Raw genomic sequence first — 17227 nt, 5'->3', positions numbered from 1 at the left:
CAAGCTGCCTGAGCTGCTCAACAGACAGGTTGCGCAGGTCCGCAGGAACACGGACACGGTCCAGCGCAGGAAAACGGCCAAAAGTGGGAATCGGTGACGCGGCGTTCTGGTTTTTAGAACTGTCCATGCGATTGTTTCCATCTTCTTTTTAGCGGAAAACGGCGCATAACTGCCTTTTACAGGCAGACTATGACGCTTTCCGGCGTGCCTTACATCGCGTTAACATGCCGACAGACATCGCGAACCAATGGGGTTTGGTTTAATGTTTTGTGAAAGAACGCAAGCATGGAAACAAAACTCGCTATCGATTGTGTCTTTTTTGCAACAGGGTGCGAAAAAGACTTGAGCTTGACAAACGAGGCCACCTATATGCAGGCGAATACCTCATACACGCGTGGCTATACATGTTCCGCGCCTGTTGCTCCTTCTGACAGTCCACGGGTGGAGTAGCAGGCCAGGCAGGCAGCAGGTCTGGCCGCGTGCTTTATGGACATACTCAATACTGACTTGTCTTACTACCAGTCACGATACAGGCGTTAAGTGGATGCGCCAAAGCGGGGGTTTATGGCCGTACCGATAATGCAGGCCGTCAGGGTCGGCAGTTACGTTGTCAAACAGCATATTACGGGGCGCAAGCGCTATCCGCTGGTGCTCATGCTTGAGCCGCTTTTTCGCTGCAATCTGGCCTGTGCAGGCTGCGGAAAAATCGATTACCCAGCGGCTATTCTCAACCAGCGCATGACCGTGCAGGAATGTCTGGATGCGGATGCGGAAGCAGGCGCGCCAGTGATTGCCGTAGCTGGCGGGGAACCGCTGCTGCACAAGGAAATGCCCGAAATCATCCGTGGGCTGATCGCGCGCAAGAAATACGTCTATCTGTGCACGAACGCCCTGCTGCTTGAGAAGAAGATGGATGATTATGAACCATCCCCCTTCTTCTCATGGGATGTGCATCTGGATGGTGACAAGACCATGCATGATGCCTCCGTGTGCCAGGACGGGGTGTACGAACGCGCAGTTGCGGCCATTAAAAAAGCCAAGGCGCGCGGCTTCCGCGTGTCCATCAACTGCACCGTGTTCGACGGGGCGGACCCGCAGCGCATGGCCAATTTCTTTGATGAAGTGATGGCTATGGGCGTGGACGGGATCATGACCGCGCCGGGCTATGCCTATGAGCGTGCACCGGATCAGGCACACTTCCTCAACCGGCAGAAAACCAAGCAGCTCTTCCGTGATGTGTTCCGTCTGGGCAAGGGCAGGAAGTGGCGGTTTACGCAGTCTCCGCTCTTCCTCAACTTCCTTGCTGGCAACGAGCAGTACCACTGCACGCCGTGGGGCAAACCCCTGCGTAACGTGTTTGGCTGGCAGCGTCCGTGCTATCTGCTGGGTGAAGGCTACGCCAAGTCCTTCCGTGAGCTGATGGACGACACCAAGTGGGATGATTACGGCACCGGCAATTACGAAAAATGCGCCGACTGCATGGTGCATTCCGGTTATGAATCCACCGCTGTCATGGATGCCGTCCGCCGCCCCTGGCACATTGCCAAGGTCGCGCTGTTTGGCCCCGAAACCGAAAAGCCGATGGTGCCGGAAATCTCTCTGGCCAACCAGCGTCCGGCCCAGTACGTGTTTTCCAAACAGGTGGAAGAGCAGATGGAAGTCCTTGCGGCCCGCAAGCCCGCCAAGGCTCCACGGGTCAAGGTCGTGCGCACAGAAGGTGCGAATGATGAGGCCTCCAAGACCGCCGAACCTGCGGAAAGCAGCGCAGCAGACTGATTTCTCCCTGCGCGAATCGGTTAGGTGAGACAGAAAACGGCTCCTTCGGGAGCCGTTTTTTTGTACCTGCCGTAAAAAGAATACCGTTTTGGTCCGCTTTATCCGACAGGCAGGCATACATCTGCTGCATGGGCATACCCGGTGGGGAGAGGCGCATGTTCGGCGCTGGTCTCACGCGGGATCATCCCTTATCGTGCGCGTGGGGCTTTTGTCGTGCAAAGCCCGCTACAGCAAAAGGCGTGTTGGTTTTACCCATGGCACTTTCCATTCTTGTTATTTTCTTTCTGGTTTTTCTCAACGCCGTGTTCGCCATGGGTGAACTCGCCCTTATTTCCGTGCGCAAGCCGCGTCTGGCGCAGTTGCAGGAAAAAGGCGTGCGCGGTGCTGACCGGGCCATGCGCCTGGCCGAAGACCCGCAGATTTTCCTGCCCACGGTGCAGGTCGGCATGACGCTTGTCTCCATTTTGGAAGGCACGTTTGGCGGGGTGCAGATCGAGGCGCACCTGACCCCAATTCTTGAACGCTTTGCCTTTCTCAAACCCTTTGCTCCGCAGCTTTCCATGGTTGTGGTGGTGGTTTTCATTACCGCCATCATGCTGGTTCTGGGGGAACTGGTGCCCAAGCAGCTTGCCCTGCGTGAGCCGGAAAAAATGGCGGCCCGTCTGGCCATGCCGCTGGAACTGCTGGCAAGGGTTACTGGCCCGGTGGTCATGCTCCTGCGGGCTTCCTCCAACATGGTGCTCCGCCTGATGGGGGCGAGTGATGCGGTCAACCAGAACCTGACGGAAGAGGAACTCAAGGCTTACATAGCCGAAGGGGCGCGTCTGGGTGTGCTGGAGCACGAGGAGCGCAGCATGATAGAGCGGCTCCTGCGGCTGGCAGACCGGCCTGTGCGGGCTATCATGACGCCCAGAAACGAACTGTGCTGGATAGACCGCCACGCCGGGCGCGAAGCACTGGTGCAGGTGCTCAAGCAGACCAGCTATGCCCGCATTGTGGTGTGCGAAGGTGGAGTGGATAATCCCGTAGGCGTTATTCTGGCCAAGGACATGCTGGACCGGGTGCTTGAGGGCATGCCTGTTTCCATAGAAGCAGGCATGCGGCCGATGGTGGTGGTGCCGGACAGCATTTCTGCACTGGATATGCTGGAACGCATGCGAAGCATCAGTCTGGGCATGGCTTTTGTGCTGGACGAATACGGGGCGTTTGAAGGGGTGGTCACCCCTGCGGACCTGTTTGACGCCATCGTGGGGGAAACCTCGCACGAGCAGCCCCAGTCCAGCCATCACGCGGCCAACGTGCCTGCCCCCGATGCGGTGATCAGCCTTGAAGGGACCGCATCGGTGGATGAGATCAAGGATATGCTGGGCCTGCGCTCTTTGCCGGAGGAAGGAAGTTACCACACGCTGGGTGGCCTGCTGCTGGCCCTGCTGCGGCGCGTGCCTGCGGCAGGGGACAAGGTGGCCTATGATGGATGGCTGTTTGAAGTACTGGAAGTGGAAGGGCGCCGTGTGGCCCGTGTGCGGGCCAGCCGTCAGGCGCTGGCGGAGAACTGAGGGGAGAGCCAGCCGGGGGCTCTCCTTGCCTCTGTGCTGCTGCAATGGGCGCCAGCAGGCGGATACGGGGCTCTGGCTTGTTGAGCCCGGCTTACCATCTGTGGTGGTCTGGCGTTAGTGCACTGTGCTGGCCAGTGCGGTTTCATCTGCAAAATCGGGCCATGTGCCGTGCGCCAGAGCACTCAGGGAGGGGGCTGGCAGCTTCATTTTGGCAGCATAGCGCCACAGATAGGTCAGGGTCCGGTGGACGTAGTTCCGGGTTTCCTGATTGGGGAGCAGTTCCATGAACATCAGCGGATCGTCCGAGGAGGCCGCCATATTTTCCCAGTGGGCCAGTGCATTGGGGCCTGCGTTGTAGCTGGCCAGCAGGCGAATGATGTCCCCGCCCCGTGCTTCGGTATGGTTGGCCTGCTGGGTCAGCTTGGCCAGATACTGCACGTAACGTTGCCCGATTTCCAGATTAAGGCTGGGGTCATACAGGGCGGAAGCTGAGTGCTCAAACCTGTGGTTTGGGTTGGTGGTGGAGGCGCTGGTTACAAAATCGGCCGTTATGGGGCGGATCTGCATAAGCCCGTGGGCTCCGGCCCCCGATACGGCGCGGGCGTCAAAGTTGGATTCGACACGGGTCAGTGCGTAAACAAGCGCCGGGTCCATGGTAAAGCCATTGCGTGGCCGCAGTTGCGGCAGAGGGGTATCGTCCATGCTTTGCGCGGAGGAGGCCTGACTTTGTAGGGAATCCTCCATTTCATGCGCAAGGTCATGCAGCCCCGCCGCCCCGGCCACCAACTGGAAGGACCGGGCGAGTGTGACATCATGCAGGCCAGGCCATGCGCGGCGCATGGCGTTTTCCGCTATTTCCGGCTCTCCTACCTGAAGCAGGGCGAACACACGGCGACCGACTTCGGTATTGCCAACGGCTTCTATGTCAATTTCGGTCAGCACCGGGGCGGAGGCTGTGCTCTGGCTGGCGCCGCCCGGGCTTTCCAGCTGGGCAAAGCTGGCAAGGCCGCGGCGCTCGCTCAGCTTATGGGGGGTGCCCATCGTGCGTAGCATGGTGTTCGCCAGAAGCCCGTAGAATGTGCGGGAGAAAGTGGCGGCATGCTGGAGCCACAGGCGCTGGCTGTGGGGATTATTGGTTTTTTCGTGCGTACGTGCGGCCCAGAAGGCGTTTGCGGCCCGCATTTCCGGCGTGGCGCGCGGTGCGTGGGAGGCACGTTCAAAAAACTGTCCGGCCTGTGCATAATCCTGCTTCTGCCACAGGGCCAGCCCGGCCACATAGCCTGCCAGCGCATTGCGCCCGTGGGAGACGGTGTTGGCTGTGCGGCTGATGTCCAGCGCCAGATCGGTCTCACCCGCAGCCAGCATGGCCTGTGCCGTTTCGGCCTGCAACTGTGCGGCGTAGGCGGGGGTCATGCCCGGCGTGATGCTGATCAGGTGCAGGGCGCTGTGCACACCTCTGAGGCCCCATGTCGTGCGTTCACGCAAGGTGCGGTCCAGCATGGGGTTGCGGGTGAACTCCTGCAACGGCCCTGCCGCGAGGGCGGCGTGTTCGGGGGCCAGATGTTCGGTGGAAGGGGCTGCGGGCATGGGTCCGCCCCGTTCGGGCAGGGCGGCAAGCCGCGCCCAGACCGCCGGAGCATCCGCATAGGTTGTGTATTGCTTGAGCCAGTTGCGCAGTTCGGTCGCACTGGGGTGGTAGCTGGGGTTGAGGTAGCGGTCTGCCTCCACCTCGCCGAGCAGCAGTGAATCAGTCAGATGGGTGGTGCTGTTGATCGCCTCGGCGAATGCCCCCATGCGCTGGAGGCGAAAAATGGCGCGGATGTTGGTTGCTACATCCTGTGGCAGTGGTCTGGGTAGAACAAGATCATCGCCTTCGGGAAAAGCCCGGCGCGGCAGAACCATCGCCAGTTCTTCACTGTGCGGTTCCACCCCGTGGTCCGGGGAACTGGCATGGGCTCTCGTCGTGCTGACGGAAGCGCTGGCCAAAAGAGCGGCTCCAGCCAAAAAGGCTTTTGCCGCGATCTGATGAGGAATTTGACCTATCGCTCGCATGGCTGGCGGGGTCTAGGCTTTTTGCGCGCAAAAAGCAAGTTTACTCTATGTAAGCATTGGTGGGCGTGGTGGAGAAACCACGGCGCGCTCTGGCGTAACACAATGGTTCTGCCTGGCGGAGTTCTTTGTTTTTCAAAGGCATTGGGTGTAATTTTATACTATAGTTCTTTGAGACAAATGTGGGGATATTACTGCTGCCCTCATGGTTGCTTCATGGCGCGTCGCGCAGTGTTTTCATCACCAGCATCAGCGTTTGCCATATCTCCCGCCGGGCGGTGGGGGAGGCGCGGAGCTGGAGGGGGTGGCGCATGGCCAGAACCGGAATGTCCCCCAGACCGGGTAGGGCCAGCATGCTCCATTCGCGCCGTGCAGTGGGGGTGTCCTTGCCGAGCAGCATGGTTGCGGGCAGGCGGCCACACAGCACAAGGCGGCGGGGCGCAGACAGGGTGATCGCGCGGTGCAGGAAGGGCAGGCAGATGCGTTGCTCCGCATCCGATGGGGGGCGACCGCCGGGGGGGCGCCACGGCAGGGCGGTGGCAAGGCTTAACTGGCTACGTTCCAGTGGCAGCGGGACAAGCAGTGTGTCCAGCAGGGCGCCACACAGGCCGGAAAAAACATGGCCGCTCCGGTCCTCATCCGCATCCGGAGCTTCCCCGATCAGCATGAGCGGGGCGTTGGTCGGGCCGGAGGGTATGAGTGTATGCATGGCCGTGCCGCGCAGGGAGCATGCATCAAACTGTTCCATGGCGGCGCGCAGGGCATCAGGGGTGGTGGCCTGTGCGGCCACCTGCTGGGCCAGAGCTATGGACTCGCCCAGGCTGGTCATGCCTTTTTCGTTCCCCGCGGCTGGGGTGGGGTTTTGCCGTGGAGTGTGGGGCGCTACTATGGCCGGAGCCTGCACGGAAGGTGCACTCGGGCGGGGTTTTCCGGGGCTGGGTACGCGCGGCAGATGGTGCGTTCCGGCTCCGCTCTGGCGGTGGTCGGTGGCGTTGTCGGTTACGGCGGTATCCACCCCCCATTCGGTATAGAGGCGGAGGAGGGAGAGAGCATCGTGCATTATCCTACCCCTATCACAGTCATGGGGTGGAACAGAATATGGAGTGGATGGTTTGGCGGTTTGGCATGAGCGCGGTAGAGACTAAGCCAGCCGTTCATGTCGTTTCTCATTTGCTATGCTGGTAGATGTGGGCCGCCAGCCGCGGCAACCCGGTGCTGCCGTCTCAGCCTGAATAGGGTTCTTATGCTGTTTTGTCGTCTTATGCCTACGGTTTTCCTGCTGTCTGCCACCATGCTGGTATCGCCCGCATTGGCGGAGGTGCCCGGGCCTGCGCATGTTTTACACCATAAAACCGGCCCTGCCGCGCAGGCCGGACGCGGGTATGTCGATTCGGAGGCTTATTTGCGCGGGATCGTGGCTGTGCGTCTGGGGGATGATCTGGAGGCCGCACAGGCCTTCCGCACGGCATTGCTGGCGGACCCGACAGATACGGACCTGCTGCGGCAGGCTTTTGTGCGCAGCGTGATGGTGGGGGCGCCACAGGCCGTGGAACTGGCCCGGATTGTGGATAAAACACCAAAGGACAGGAGCGTGATCTCCGCCCTTGTTCTGGGGGATGACGCAGCAGTACGTGGGGCATGGCCGGAGGCCGTGCAGTATTATCATCGTGCCGGAGCCGACCCCATGGCCCGTCTGATCGTGCCGCTGCTGCTGGCGTGGTGCCAGCAGGCGCAGGGGCATGCGGATGAGGCGATAGAGAGCCTGCTCCATGTGCCAGGCTCTGTTCTTACGCCATTTTATACCCTGCATGCGGCTTTTATTGCGCAGGTGGCGGGCCAGTCCGACCGGGCGGAAACACTTTTTGTGCAGGCGCAGAAGGCCATGCCCGGCTACGATATGCTCCTGACCCGTTCCCATGCGGCGTGGCTATGGACCCACGGCCAGCAGGACAAGGCGCGGGCCGTTATCCGGAAACTGGTGGCCACAGACTCCATTCTGGGGCTGGCCGGTCCTGCCTTGCAGGCCGACATTGCCCATTACCCCGTCACGTCCGCGCGGGAGGGAATTGCCCGTGCATATGTGCTGACGGCTTTTCTGCTCCGCCAGCAGGCGCGTGAGCAGGCCCAGCAGGGAATGGAGGGGGAGGGCAATGCGCTCAACCTCTTCCAGTTCAATGAGGCCGCGCGCCTGATGCTGGGTTTTGCGCTCGCCATGGACCCAACGCTGGGTGACGCCCGCCTGATGCTGGCGGAAATTCAGGATGACGAACATCATTTTGCCGCCGCGCGGGAAACACTGGTGCGCGTCTCTCCACAGGACCCGCTGGCCATGATCGCCACCCTGCGTCTTGCAGTGCTGGAAACCACCAACGACCACCCGGCCGAAGCCATACCGCTCCTCCAGCATCTGGCCCAGCAGGTGCCGGGCCAGATTATCGTAGAGCGTTCTCTGGGCAATGCGTTCAGCCAGACCAAGGACTGGAAGGCCGCCATAGCCGCCTATACCCGTGCGATTGATCTGGCAGACGCGCAGAAAAGCCCGGACTGGACGCTCCTGTTCCTGCGCGGCATGGCTTATCATGAGGCGGGGAACTGGGCTGCTGCCAAAAATGATACCTGTGCCGCACTGGCTTACGCGCCGGATGAGCCGCTTCTGCTCAATTTTCTGGGTTATGGCATGGTTGAGCAGCATGAGGATATGGCAGAAGCAGAGCAGCTTTTGCGCAAGGCCCACGCGCTGGATGATCAGGACGCCGCCATAACGGACAGTCTGGGCTGGGTGCGTGTGGAGCAGGGTGATCTGGCAGGGGGGATTCCCCTGCTGGAAAAAGCCGCCGAGCAGACACCGGAAGATCCGGAGGTCAACTATCATCTGGGCGAGGCCTACTGGCGCGTGGGGCGCAAGACCGAGGCTGTTGACCAGTGGAACATGGCGCTGGGGCTGCACCCCGGCCCAGCGGATGAAAGCCTTATTCGTGCGGCTTTGCAAAAAGCGGGTGTTCCCCCCACAGTCTCAGCCGGGTCGGGTAGCCCCGCGCCACAACCGGATGCCGCTTTGCAACCCGCCTCCGTCCAATCCGTTCAGGAACAAGGAAAGCACACGCCGTGACCGTTGCAGCACTGGATGTCTCCACCTTTGCATTTACAGAGGCAGCCCCCGCCAAGGTTAACCTGTACCTGCACGTTACCGGCCGCCGGGCGGATGGGTACCATCTGCTGGACAGTCTGGTGGTCTTTGCCGGGGCGGGCGATGTGCTGCATTACCAGCCCGGCCCGGAACCCCTGAACCTGCAGATTACCGGCCGCTTTGGCCGTGTGCTGGATGCTGCGTCCACAGGTGCGGACAATCTTGTGCTTCGTGCGGCCCATGCCCTGCAGGGGTTGCGCGGCGGGCAGACCCGGTTGCCGGGGGGCACGCTGGTGCTGGAAAAAAAGCTGCCTGTGGCGTCTGGTATTGGTGGCGGTTCGGCCGATGCGGCTGCGGCCCTGCGCCTGCTGGACAGGGCATGGAATGTGCAGGCCAGCCGTGCGGACCTGCTTGCACTGGCCCAGACACTGGGGGCGGATGTGCCCGTCTGCCTGCTGAGCCAGACAATGCGGATGGAGGGGATTGGTGAAAACCTGACCCCCGCCGCCCATCTGCCCGAATGTGGGATGGTGCTGGTGAACTGCGGGCAGGCTGTGTCCACCCCGGAGGTGTTCCGCCGCCGGGATGGGGCTTTTCTGCCGCGCGCTCCCCTGCCTGACCGCTGGGCCGATATTGCTGATGTTGTGGCGTTTCTCAAACAGCAGGGGAATAGTCTGGAAGAGGCCGCCTGTGCCGTCTGCCCCCCTGTTGGCCATGTTCTGGCAGATATTGGTGGGCAGAGCGGCTGCCTTATGGCCCGTATGAGCGGGTCTGGTGCAACGTGCTTCGGGCTGTTTGCAACACCGCAGGCCGCACGGCAGGCGGCAGACAGGCTGGAAGATGCACATTCCGCATGGTGGGTGTGGGGTGGTGGGCTGGTATAATCCGTCTGCGAAGTTAATTTACCGCCAACGTGGAGAGCCCATAAAAAATTATTAACTATTTTTTATAATTCGACCAGTAAGCCTTCTTGTTCAGGGTATTCTGCAAGGGAGGGGCGGTGGCGATGGTGCACTATGTCAATACCAATGGCGTAACCTGCGTAATTACGGACCATCAGGGCTTTCTGGGGGTGCGTGATGGCTACCATGTAGCCATGACCGGCTCCGATGGCGCACGGATTTATACCGGCGTCATTCATCCTGCCATTTTTGGCGGGCAGGCCAACGGAAATGTGCTTCTGGGCACATGCGGGCAACGCGGTACCGTACCCGCCCCCGCGGGTGGCACCTATATTGTGCCGCCGGGTGTGTACGCCACTTTTGGCATTGGCCCTGCCACCGGGCATGCCCCATCGGGTAGCGCATTTTATATTGGTGGCAATACCCTGCTGGGTGTCGCCCTTGGTGCGCCAGCGGGGCTGCGGGTGCAGGTGGCGGGTGGCTACGCCATGTTTGCCGCCATGGAACCCAATGCCACACTGGATGGGGCGGAACTGGGCATTGCCTATGGTGGTGTGTTTTCCTGCGGGGTTGGGCTGGCCGATGTGCTGTGCGGGGCCACGGTGCGTTTTGGAGCCGGGGGCGGCACTGTGGTGGTCAATGCGGATTATGCACCGTTTGACCTGTCTGGCACCGCGATCATGGATTACAACCCCGAACAGGCCATGATCGAGGTCCGCCATATCGCCCAGCCAGTCGTGACCTGCCATATCAGCGCGAACCGCCATTGCCGGAGCGTTGTCCTGTACGGTCGGGGGCGGGAGGAAGTCGGGCGTTTTACAGTAGAACTGGCCCGTGGAGCCGTGCTGGAAGCGGGGGAATACCATGTGGCGGACATACAGTGCCCGCTGCGGATTACTGCCGAAAAAAGCCAGCCCCGTACCAGAGCCTGTTTTATTGAAGGCACGGACATCCATACCGCAAATGCACCAGCAGGGGCAGAGGCATTGCAGGTCGGCAGTCTTGTGGAGGTGTGGGGCAAAGGAGGTGTTACGATCCAGCGCCTGCTGTGGGTTGCTCATGGGCATACGCAGGTCCGCCCCGACCGCCCGGAGGCGGAGGCAGGCTACCCCATTCGCATTTTACGCCATGCGCTGGGGCAGAACCTGCCGGACCGGGATCTGCTGCTGACCCCCCAGCATACCGTGCTGCATAACGGGCGCTTTGTGCCTGTGCGTCTGCTGGTAAATGGTGGCAGTATTTTTTATGACCACAGTATTGCCAGCTATAACTACACTCTTATGCAAGCAGAGACACATGCTGTTCTTGTAGCGAATGGTGTGCCTGTAGAATTTTATCTGGCGCAGGAAACAGGTCAGGCGGAGGCATGGGCTGATGGGGTGGTGCGTGTGGGCCGCGCAGTGCCCCATGTATGGGAAAAGGAGGTTCTGCCATCTCCACAGGTCGAGCGGACCGCGCTGGCTGCCATGTCTGCCCAGTTGCGCGCGCGTGGCCCCAGTGTGCCGGGGTGCAGGCCATTTGTGACAGCACCGGAGTTGAGCATGGACCCCGACCTGTTTCTGGTTACGGATCAGGGCCAGCGTATCAGGCTGCTGCGGCGTGAAGAAGATAGATGTTTTTACATGCTGCCTGTCGGCGTGAAAAAGGTTTTCCTGACCTCATGCACCACACAAGCCGCAGTCCCCCCAGATTTTTGTGCGGATGACATGTGTAATCTTGGGGTTAAAGTAGGAAGTATCACCCTGTTTAGTGGTGGCTGCCACGTGCCCCAGCTTTGCCATTTGCGGGCCGAGGGAGCAGCCTTGTCCGGCTGGCATGTTCTGGAGGCTCATGGAGCAGGCCGCTGGACCACGGGTTATGCCGAACTGCCGCTCAAGGGTGTCAAAGAAGGGCAGATCGGGCTGCTGACCATTCAGGTCCATGCGGCGGGGCCGGTTGTCGCGCCTCCCGCAGCCGGTGTAGTGGAAAGCAGGTTATGGGCCTGAATAAAAAACCCGTTATAATGGAAGGTTTTTTTGTAAATGCATCCCCCCACCCTGCGCCTTTGGCGTGGTATTATGGTGCACCCTGTCAGGGGTTTTAAACCCCTGACAGGGTGGGATCAGGGTTTGCGGCACTGGCGTATGTGGTTGAGCGCCGCACTCAGCCCCATGGCCACCAGCGCGCCAAACAGGCTGGCCCGCAGGCCGGATGAGACAAAAATCGTAAACGGGCTGTTCAGCCTGCGGGCCTTGGCCTCAAACGGGCCTTCGGCACCGTAAGCGCCGGGCACGGGGTTGTACAGGTCATCTGGCTGGATACCCTCGACCCAGTCATGGCTCATCTGGGCTTTGTAGCCGTGGCTGGCCAGCCGGGCTTCGCGGCAACTGCGGCCAGCCAGACGCCAGAGGGTGGCAAAGCTGTTGGCCCAGCCAATGGAAATGGAGCGGCTGGTGGTAAAGGCCGCGCGGCAGATGGCCTCTGCCGCAACTTCTGGCTCGTAAACGGGGCCAAAAGGCTTGAGTCGTTTGCCGGTCAGGTTGCGGGTCCAGCCATAATGCGGGGTGTTTATGGCGGGCAGGTCCACCATAACAATGCGGATATGGTCCGCGTCATGCCGCAATTCCGTACGCAGGCTGTTGCAAAAGCCGCGCAGGGCCGCGCGGGAGCCGTTTTCTGCCGCCTGTAGGGGCAGGTCACGCAGGGTGGGGGCCAGATCAAGGTTGATAATGGCGCCATGGCCCCTGCGGCGCATCACGTTAAGTGCTGCCAGTGTGCCGTTAACGCTGCCAAGGTAGGTCACCTGTGTGGCCCGTGCGATGTCCTGTGCAGGCAGGGTGGCAACCTGCCCGACAACAGTGGCCCCCGCGCAGTTGGCCCAGACGGAAACAGGGCCGAGTTCGCTCTCGATCCGGTTGGCCGCGTCCTGCACGGCCTGTGCATCGGCTACGTCCACGCTGAGCACAAGAGTGCGGACGGAATGCTGGGCAAGGTTCTGCGCAGTGGCTTGCAGGCGTTCCCTGTCACGCCCAAGCAGGGCGACATCAAACCCCGCGCGCCCCAGTGCGCGGGCTGCTGCACGGCCAATGCCCGACCCTGCTCCTGTAATGACCGCAATCTGAGTTGCCATGCCTGATGTGCCTCCCGCGTTGGTTCTGGTGGTATGGATGGGTGTTGAAAACTGGGTTTTTCTACCTGCGTGAGCAGGGGCTGGTGCGCAAGGCGTGCCAGAGCGCTTCTGCCTTGTGCGTGTAAGGAAGGCTGCTGGCTGCGATAAAGGGTTACAGATAGCGCAGCGCCAGAAAGCCGCCAAGCAGGGCAAGGGCAAACACGCCAGTGACCAGCGGCAGACGGGTTTCCAGAAAATCCTGAATGGTCGGGCCAAAGCGGCGCAGCAGGCCCGCTACCAGCGCAAAACGTGCTCCACGGGTGACAAGGCTTGCGCACATAAAGGGCAGAATGGCAAAATGGGCCATGCCGCTGGCAATGGTTACAAACTTGTAGGGGATGGGGGTCAGCCCCTTGAACAGAATGATCCATACCCCCCACTGGCGGAATTTTTCCTGCAAGGTGGCCAGTGTGTGTTCGGCATGGTAAAAATGTACAATGGGTTCTGCCAGCGTATCCAGCAGCAGTGCGCCAATCAGCCAGCCCAGCAGACCGCCAGCCACACTGGCCACGGTGCAGATGGCGGCGTACCGCCATGCCTTGTCCTTTTGCGCCAGAATCATGGGTACAAGCAGTGTTTCTGGCGGCAGAGGGAAAAAGCTGGCTTCCGCAAAAGCCAGTGCCGCCAGCCATAAAGATGCATAGGGGCTGGCGGCATGCCGCAGAACGCGGGCGTAGAGTTTATCGAGCATTCAGGTCCGTTTACAGTCGTTCTTGGCGCAGTACGGCTTCCGCCTTGCTGTGGATCAGGTCGTATTCCGCCTGTGTCAGGTTGCCCCGATGCAGCATTTCGCTCGCGCGGGCAAGGGCATCCCTTGCATGGGTGGCGTCTGGGATGGGGTAACGGCGGCCGGGTAGGGCAAAAGCGCTATCAGGCAGGGCATTGCGTTCTTGCGTGGTCAGCTTGGACATGTGCGTATTCCTGTTCCCTCGGTTAAAGGTCAGAGGCACTTTCCACTTCGTCCAGTTCCGCCATGGCGGCTTCTGCACTGGTGGTAGGCACGTCAGAAACTGGTGTGCTCCGCATATCCTGCGCCGGAGGGTGCGACGCGGGAGAAGATGTGAGTGTTTGCGTCACACGGAATGCAGTCAAGACCGCAAATGATCCAAAAAGCACCGCACCTATGGCCTGGCCCACCTGTACCCCCTGCGGGCCGTAACGTGCGCACAGCAGAACAAACGGAACGGTGCCCAGTGTAGCCCGCCCCCAGTTGAACGCGGTGGAGTATAAAGGAAAGCCAAGGTTGTTGAATGCGGCATTGGCGACAAACAGCATGCCGACAAACAGGTAGCTGCCAATGGTCCATGTGCAGAACAGGTGCAAAAGTGCGGCTGCATCGCCATGTGCATTGTACATGGCAATAATCAGGTCCTGTGCAAGATAGAGCGCAGCCCAGGTCAGCCCTACGCTGAGCACAACCAGTTTAAGGGCGGCGGTCAGGGTCTGGCATACGCGGTCGGGGCGGCCTGCACCCACATTCTGGCCCATGATCGGGCCGACCGAGCCGGTCAGCGCAAACACAAGCGAGAACAGCACCGGCACCATGCGTTCGATCGAGGCCTGCCCAGCCACGGCCTCCAGCCCGAAGCCGGACATGGCGCGTGTGACGTACACCCCCCCTGCGGGCGTTGCCAGATTGGTCAGGATGGCGGGGAGCGATATCCCTGCAACCCGGCGGGTATCGGGCACAATACGGTACAGGCAGGGCCGCGCCAGCATGCTGTGCCGCAATGCCCCGCGCAACCCGGCCCAGGCCACCACAATGCGGGAAACAGTGGTGCTGATCGCCGCACCCATAAGCCCTTCATGCAGGCCAAAAATAAACAGCGGGTCCAGAACCGCCGCCACCACCGCCCCCATAAGGGTAATATGCATGGAGCCTTTGGCGTCTCCCACCACGCGCATAAGGGCCGAGCAGCCCATGCCAATACAGATCAGGGGCAGGGCAATGCTGAGAATACGCAGGTAGGCTGTGGCTTCGGTCAGGGTCTGCCCCTGTGCGCCAAACAGGCGGAGGATCGGAGCAGCCTCCAGAGCCGTGGCAAGGCCGAGAATCCCTGTGACCACGGTCATGACAATCATGGAGGAGGTGGCAAGGCAGCGGGCTTCCTCATGCCGTCCGGCGCCGATCTCCCGCGCAGTAGCGGCGCTTATGCCAATGGTCAGCCCGATGGAAATGGCAATCTGCAAGCCAATAGCTGCACTGGCAAAGCCGATGGCGGCGGTCATGGCGGTGCTGTTGAGGTGGCTGATATACACCATGTTGAGCATATCAACCGCAAACACGGCCATAAGCCCGACAGCCCCGGTTCCGGCCATGACCAGCACGTGCCGCATGATGCTGCCTGTTGTAAAACAGGCTTTATGGCGGCTGCCGGGCGGGGGTGGCCGGGTCATGCTGGCTCCGTTGGGGCTTGCTCCTTGCGTATGGGCACGCTCGGGCTGATAATTCGGCAGGTAGTATGTCACGTCCGGGCGGCGCTGCGAATAACCTGTTCATGGATTAAACCGTATGGCACGGCTGATTTGTGCCGTGGCGGTATGGGCCTTGTGGGCCGCATATGTGGGGTATGTGCGTGCGCGGGCTGGTATTTGCTGGCCGATGCGCTGTAGTGGGTATATATGCATTTTTTGTATGGTAGGTATGCATTGGTCGGTGTGGAGTGTGTGTCGTACCGGCAGGGAGCCTGACGGCTGCCACGGTGGTGCGTGAACGCAGGTATATAAGGGGGGTAATCGTGCCGTAGTGGCGATAAACGGCCATTGCGGGGTATTCTGCGCCACAGGAGAGGGGTAGAGTCTGCCAGATGATGCAGCCTGATGCGGGTTGGCTCTGCAGACCACAAACCCGTATCCGGCCTGACCGCAACGCTCCCCCTTAGAGAAAAGGGCGGATTTGTGCAAGTTCAGGATCATGAGCAGGCAGGGAATGCGCGGCTTTTAGGCCACGCCTGCACCTCGGATGCATCGGGCAGGCCGAAGGGTGGATGACAATGGGGCGTGTGGTTGCTAAACCCCCCCTCGCTGCAGTCTTCCTTCCTAATTCGTGTAACAGTTGAGGCCGGGAACCGTCCTTGTCATGAAAATTGTCGCCTGTAATAGCAACCTGCCACTGGCCCAGGCCGTTGCAGCAGAGCTGAACCTGCCCCTGTGTAACGTAACCGTGCGTCGCTTTGCGGACATGGAAGTGTTTGTTGAAATTCATGAAAACGTGCGCGGTGAGGATGTGTTCGTCATCCAGAGCACCTGCACGCCCACGAATGACAACCTGATGGAACTGCTGATCATGCTCGACGCCCTGCGTCGTGGGTCGGCCAAGCGTATTACGGCGGTTATTCCGTATTTCGGATATGCCCGTCAGGACCGTAAATCGGGGCCACGCACGCCGATCAGCGCCAAGCTGGTCGCTAATCTGCTGGTGGAAGCCGGGGCCAGCCGCGTGCTGACACTGGACCTGCACGCCATGCAGATTCAGGGCTTTTTTGATATTCCGGTGGACAATCTGTACGCAGCCCCCCTGTTTGTGCGCGACATTCGCGCCCAGTACGGTGACCGCGATCTGATGATTGTCTCCCCCGATGTGGGGGGGGTGGTGCGTGCGCGCCAGCTTGCCCAGCGCCTGAACACCGATCTGGCCATTATTGACAAGCGGCGCGAACGCGCAGGTGTGTCCGAGGTCATGAACGTGATTGGTGATGTCAAGGGTCGTCACTGCCTGCTGGTGGATGATATTGTGGATAGTGGCGGTTCTCTGTGCAACGCTGCCCGCGCCATTGCCCAGCAGGGTGCGGCATCGGTTGGCGCATACGTCACCCACGGCGTGCTGACCGGGCAGGCTGTGCCCCGTATTGCCGAGTCCCCGATTGAAATGCTGACCCTGACAGACAGCATTCAGGCTACGGAGCCGGTTATGGCAGCCAGCAATATCCGCCAGATTACCATTTCCGGCCTGCTGGCGCGCGCCATGCGTGCTGTATCGGACGAAAGCTCCGTATCGTCCCTGTTTGACTGAAAGTGCCATGACCGTGCTTCTCCCCCGTCCATACTGGTATCTGCGGCATGGTCAGACGGACTGGAACAGGGCTGGTCTCTCTCAGGGGCGTACGGATGTGCCGCTGAACGAGACCGGGATTGATCAGGCCGTAGAGGCTGGCAGGCTGCTTGAGCAGGCCATACGCGCGCAAGGGGTGGGCGCCATTACACGCATTGTGTGCTCCCCGCTGGAACGTGCCCACCGTACTGCCCTGATTGTGCGTGATGAACTGGTCGCCCATGGCCTGCCAGAGCTCCCCCTGAGTGTGGATGAAGATCTGGCGGAAGTCTGCTTTGGCGAACAGGAAGGCCAGCCCATTGCCGACTGGTATGATGACTGGATAGCCGGGCAGTACACCCCACCGGGGGCTGAGCCTTTTGCCGAGCTCAAAAGCCGGGCCGCACGCGCGCTCAACCGCGCAACGCTAACAGATGGTCTGCCCCTTGTTGTGGCCCACGGGGCGCTGTTCCGGGCGCTGCGCGCGGTTATGGCCCTGCCAGCCAATGTGCGCCTCCCCAACGCCATTCCGCTCAGTGCGGTGCATGATGCACAGACCGGATGGAATCTGAGCGAACTCCCCTGATGGCAGGCCTCTGATCAGGGCCTGATGTGGGGCATTGTGTGCCTGCCATACCC

At 60.8% G+C, this 17227-nt stretch carries 13 protein-coding genes; 7 read left to right on the top strand and 6 right to left on the bottom strand.

Features of this window, described 5'->3' with window-relative positions; translation table 11 throughout:
- Window positions 1-564: 564 nt before the first annotated feature.
- Window positions 565-1776, top strand: coding sequence for an adenosyl-hopene transferase HpnH (gene hpnH, locus PY793_RS12010; protein WP_275178250.1), 1212 nt, complete (start codon window positions 565-567; stop codon window positions 1774-1776).
- Between the two features lie 254 nt (window positions 1777-2030).
- Window positions 2031-3332 carry a hemolysin family protein gene (locus PY793_RS12005; protein ID WP_275178249.1) on the top strand — a complete coding sequence of 434 codons (1302 nt, stop codon included), beginning with the start codon at window positions 2031-2033 and terminating at the stop codon, window positions 3330-3332.
- 114 nt (window positions 3333-3446) lie between these two features.
- On the opposite strand, the gene PY793_RS12000 is transcribed toward PY793_RS12005, so the two are convergent.
- Window positions 3447-5384 (bottom strand): transglycosylase SLT domain-containing protein, encoded by a 1938-nt coding sequence (locus PY793_RS12000; RefSeq protein WP_342803925.1) that lies wholly within the window; start codon window positions 5382-5384, stop codon window positions 3447-3449.
- 211 nt (window positions 5385-5595) lie between these two features.
- Window positions 5596-6441, bottom strand: a complete 846-nt coding sequence (locus PY793_RS11995) for a uracil-DNA glycosylase (protein ID WP_275178247.1) — start codon at window positions 6439-6441, stop codon at window positions 5596-5598.
- Between the two features lie 201 nt (window positions 6442-6642).
- Between PY793_RS11995 and PY793_RS11990 the strand changes: the two genes are divergently transcribed.
- The 3 genes from PY793_RS11990 to PY793_RS11980 all read left to right on the top strand — a co-directional run bounded on the left by PY793_RS11990 (window position 6643) and on the right by PY793_RS11980 (window position 11395).
- Entirely contained in the window at window positions 6643-8490 is a 1848-nt protein-coding gene (locus tag PY793_RS11990; RefSeq protein ID WP_275178246.1) for a tetratricopeptide repeat protein, read from the top strand.
- Complete coding sequence (locus PY793_RS11985; RefSeq protein ID WP_275178245.1) at window positions 8487-9392, top strand: 4-(cytidine 5'-diphospho)-2-C-methyl-D-erythritol kinase; 906 nt, start codon at window positions 8487-8489, stop codon at window positions 9390-9392. The genes PY793_RS11990 and PY793_RS11985 overlap by 4 nt, the downstream gene beginning before the upstream one ends.
- Before the next feature lie 122 nt (window positions 9393-9514).
- Window positions 9515-11395: a Hint domain-containing protein gene (locus tag PY793_RS11980; RefSeq protein WP_275178244.1), complete on the top strand. Its 1881-nt coding sequence runs from the start codon at window positions 9515-9517 to the stop codon at window positions 11393-11395.
- Window positions 11396-11511: 116 nt separating this feature from the next.
- On the opposite strand, the gene PY793_RS11975 is transcribed toward PY793_RS11980, so the two are convergent.
- The 4 genes from PY793_RS11975 to PY793_RS11960 form a co-directional block, all read right to left on the bottom strand.
- Window positions 11512-12519, bottom strand: a complete 1008-nt coding sequence (locus PY793_RS11975) for an SDR family oxidoreductase (protein WP_275178243.1) — start codon at window positions 12517-12519, stop codon at window positions 11512-11514.
- 151 nt (window positions 12520-12670) lie between these two features.
- Window positions 12671-13249: a YqaA family protein gene (locus tag PY793_RS11970; RefSeq protein ID WP_275178242.1), complete on the bottom strand. Its 579-nt coding sequence runs from the start codon at window positions 13247-13249 to the stop codon at window positions 12671-12673.
- A 10-nt stretch (window positions 13250-13259) separates the two neighbouring features.
- On the bottom strand, window positions 13260-13469 hold the full coding sequence (locus PY793_RS11965; RefSeq protein WP_086647229.1) for a hypothetical protein: 210 nt from the start codon (window positions 13467-13469) through the stop codon (window positions 13260-13262).
- A gap of 22 nt (window positions 13470-13491) precedes the next feature.
- A complete protein-coding gene (locus PY793_RS11960; RefSeq protein ID WP_275178256.1) occupies window positions 13492-14955 on the bottom strand; it encodes an MATE family efflux transporter in 1464 nt (487 codons plus the stop codon).
- Window positions 14956-15637: 682 nt separating this feature from the next.
- Between PY793_RS11960 and PY793_RS11955 the strand changes: the two genes are divergently transcribed.
- Together PY793_RS11955 and PY793_RS11950 are read left to right on the top strand one after the other, a co-directional pair.
- Window positions 15638-16570: a ribose-phosphate pyrophosphokinase gene (locus tag PY793_RS11955; protein WP_275178241.1), complete on the top strand. Its 933-nt coding sequence runs from the start codon at window positions 15638-15640 to the stop codon at window positions 16568-16570.
- Between the two features lie 7 nt (window positions 16571-16577).
- Window positions 16578-17174, top strand: coding sequence for a histidine phosphatase family protein (locus tag PY793_RS11950; RefSeq protein ID WP_275178240.1), 597 nt, complete (start codon window positions 16578-16580; stop codon window positions 17172-17174).
- The last annotated feature ends 53 nt before the right edge of the window (window positions 17175-17227 follow it).

This window comes from Acetobacter fabarum, assembly GCF_029069195.1.
Lineage (GTDB): Bacteria > Pseudomonadota > Alphaproteobacteria > Acetobacterales > Acetobacteraceae > Acetobacter > Acetobacter fabarum_A.
Note: the sequence above shows the minus strand (reverse complement) of the source record. Positions and strands in the feature narration are given on the sequence as shown.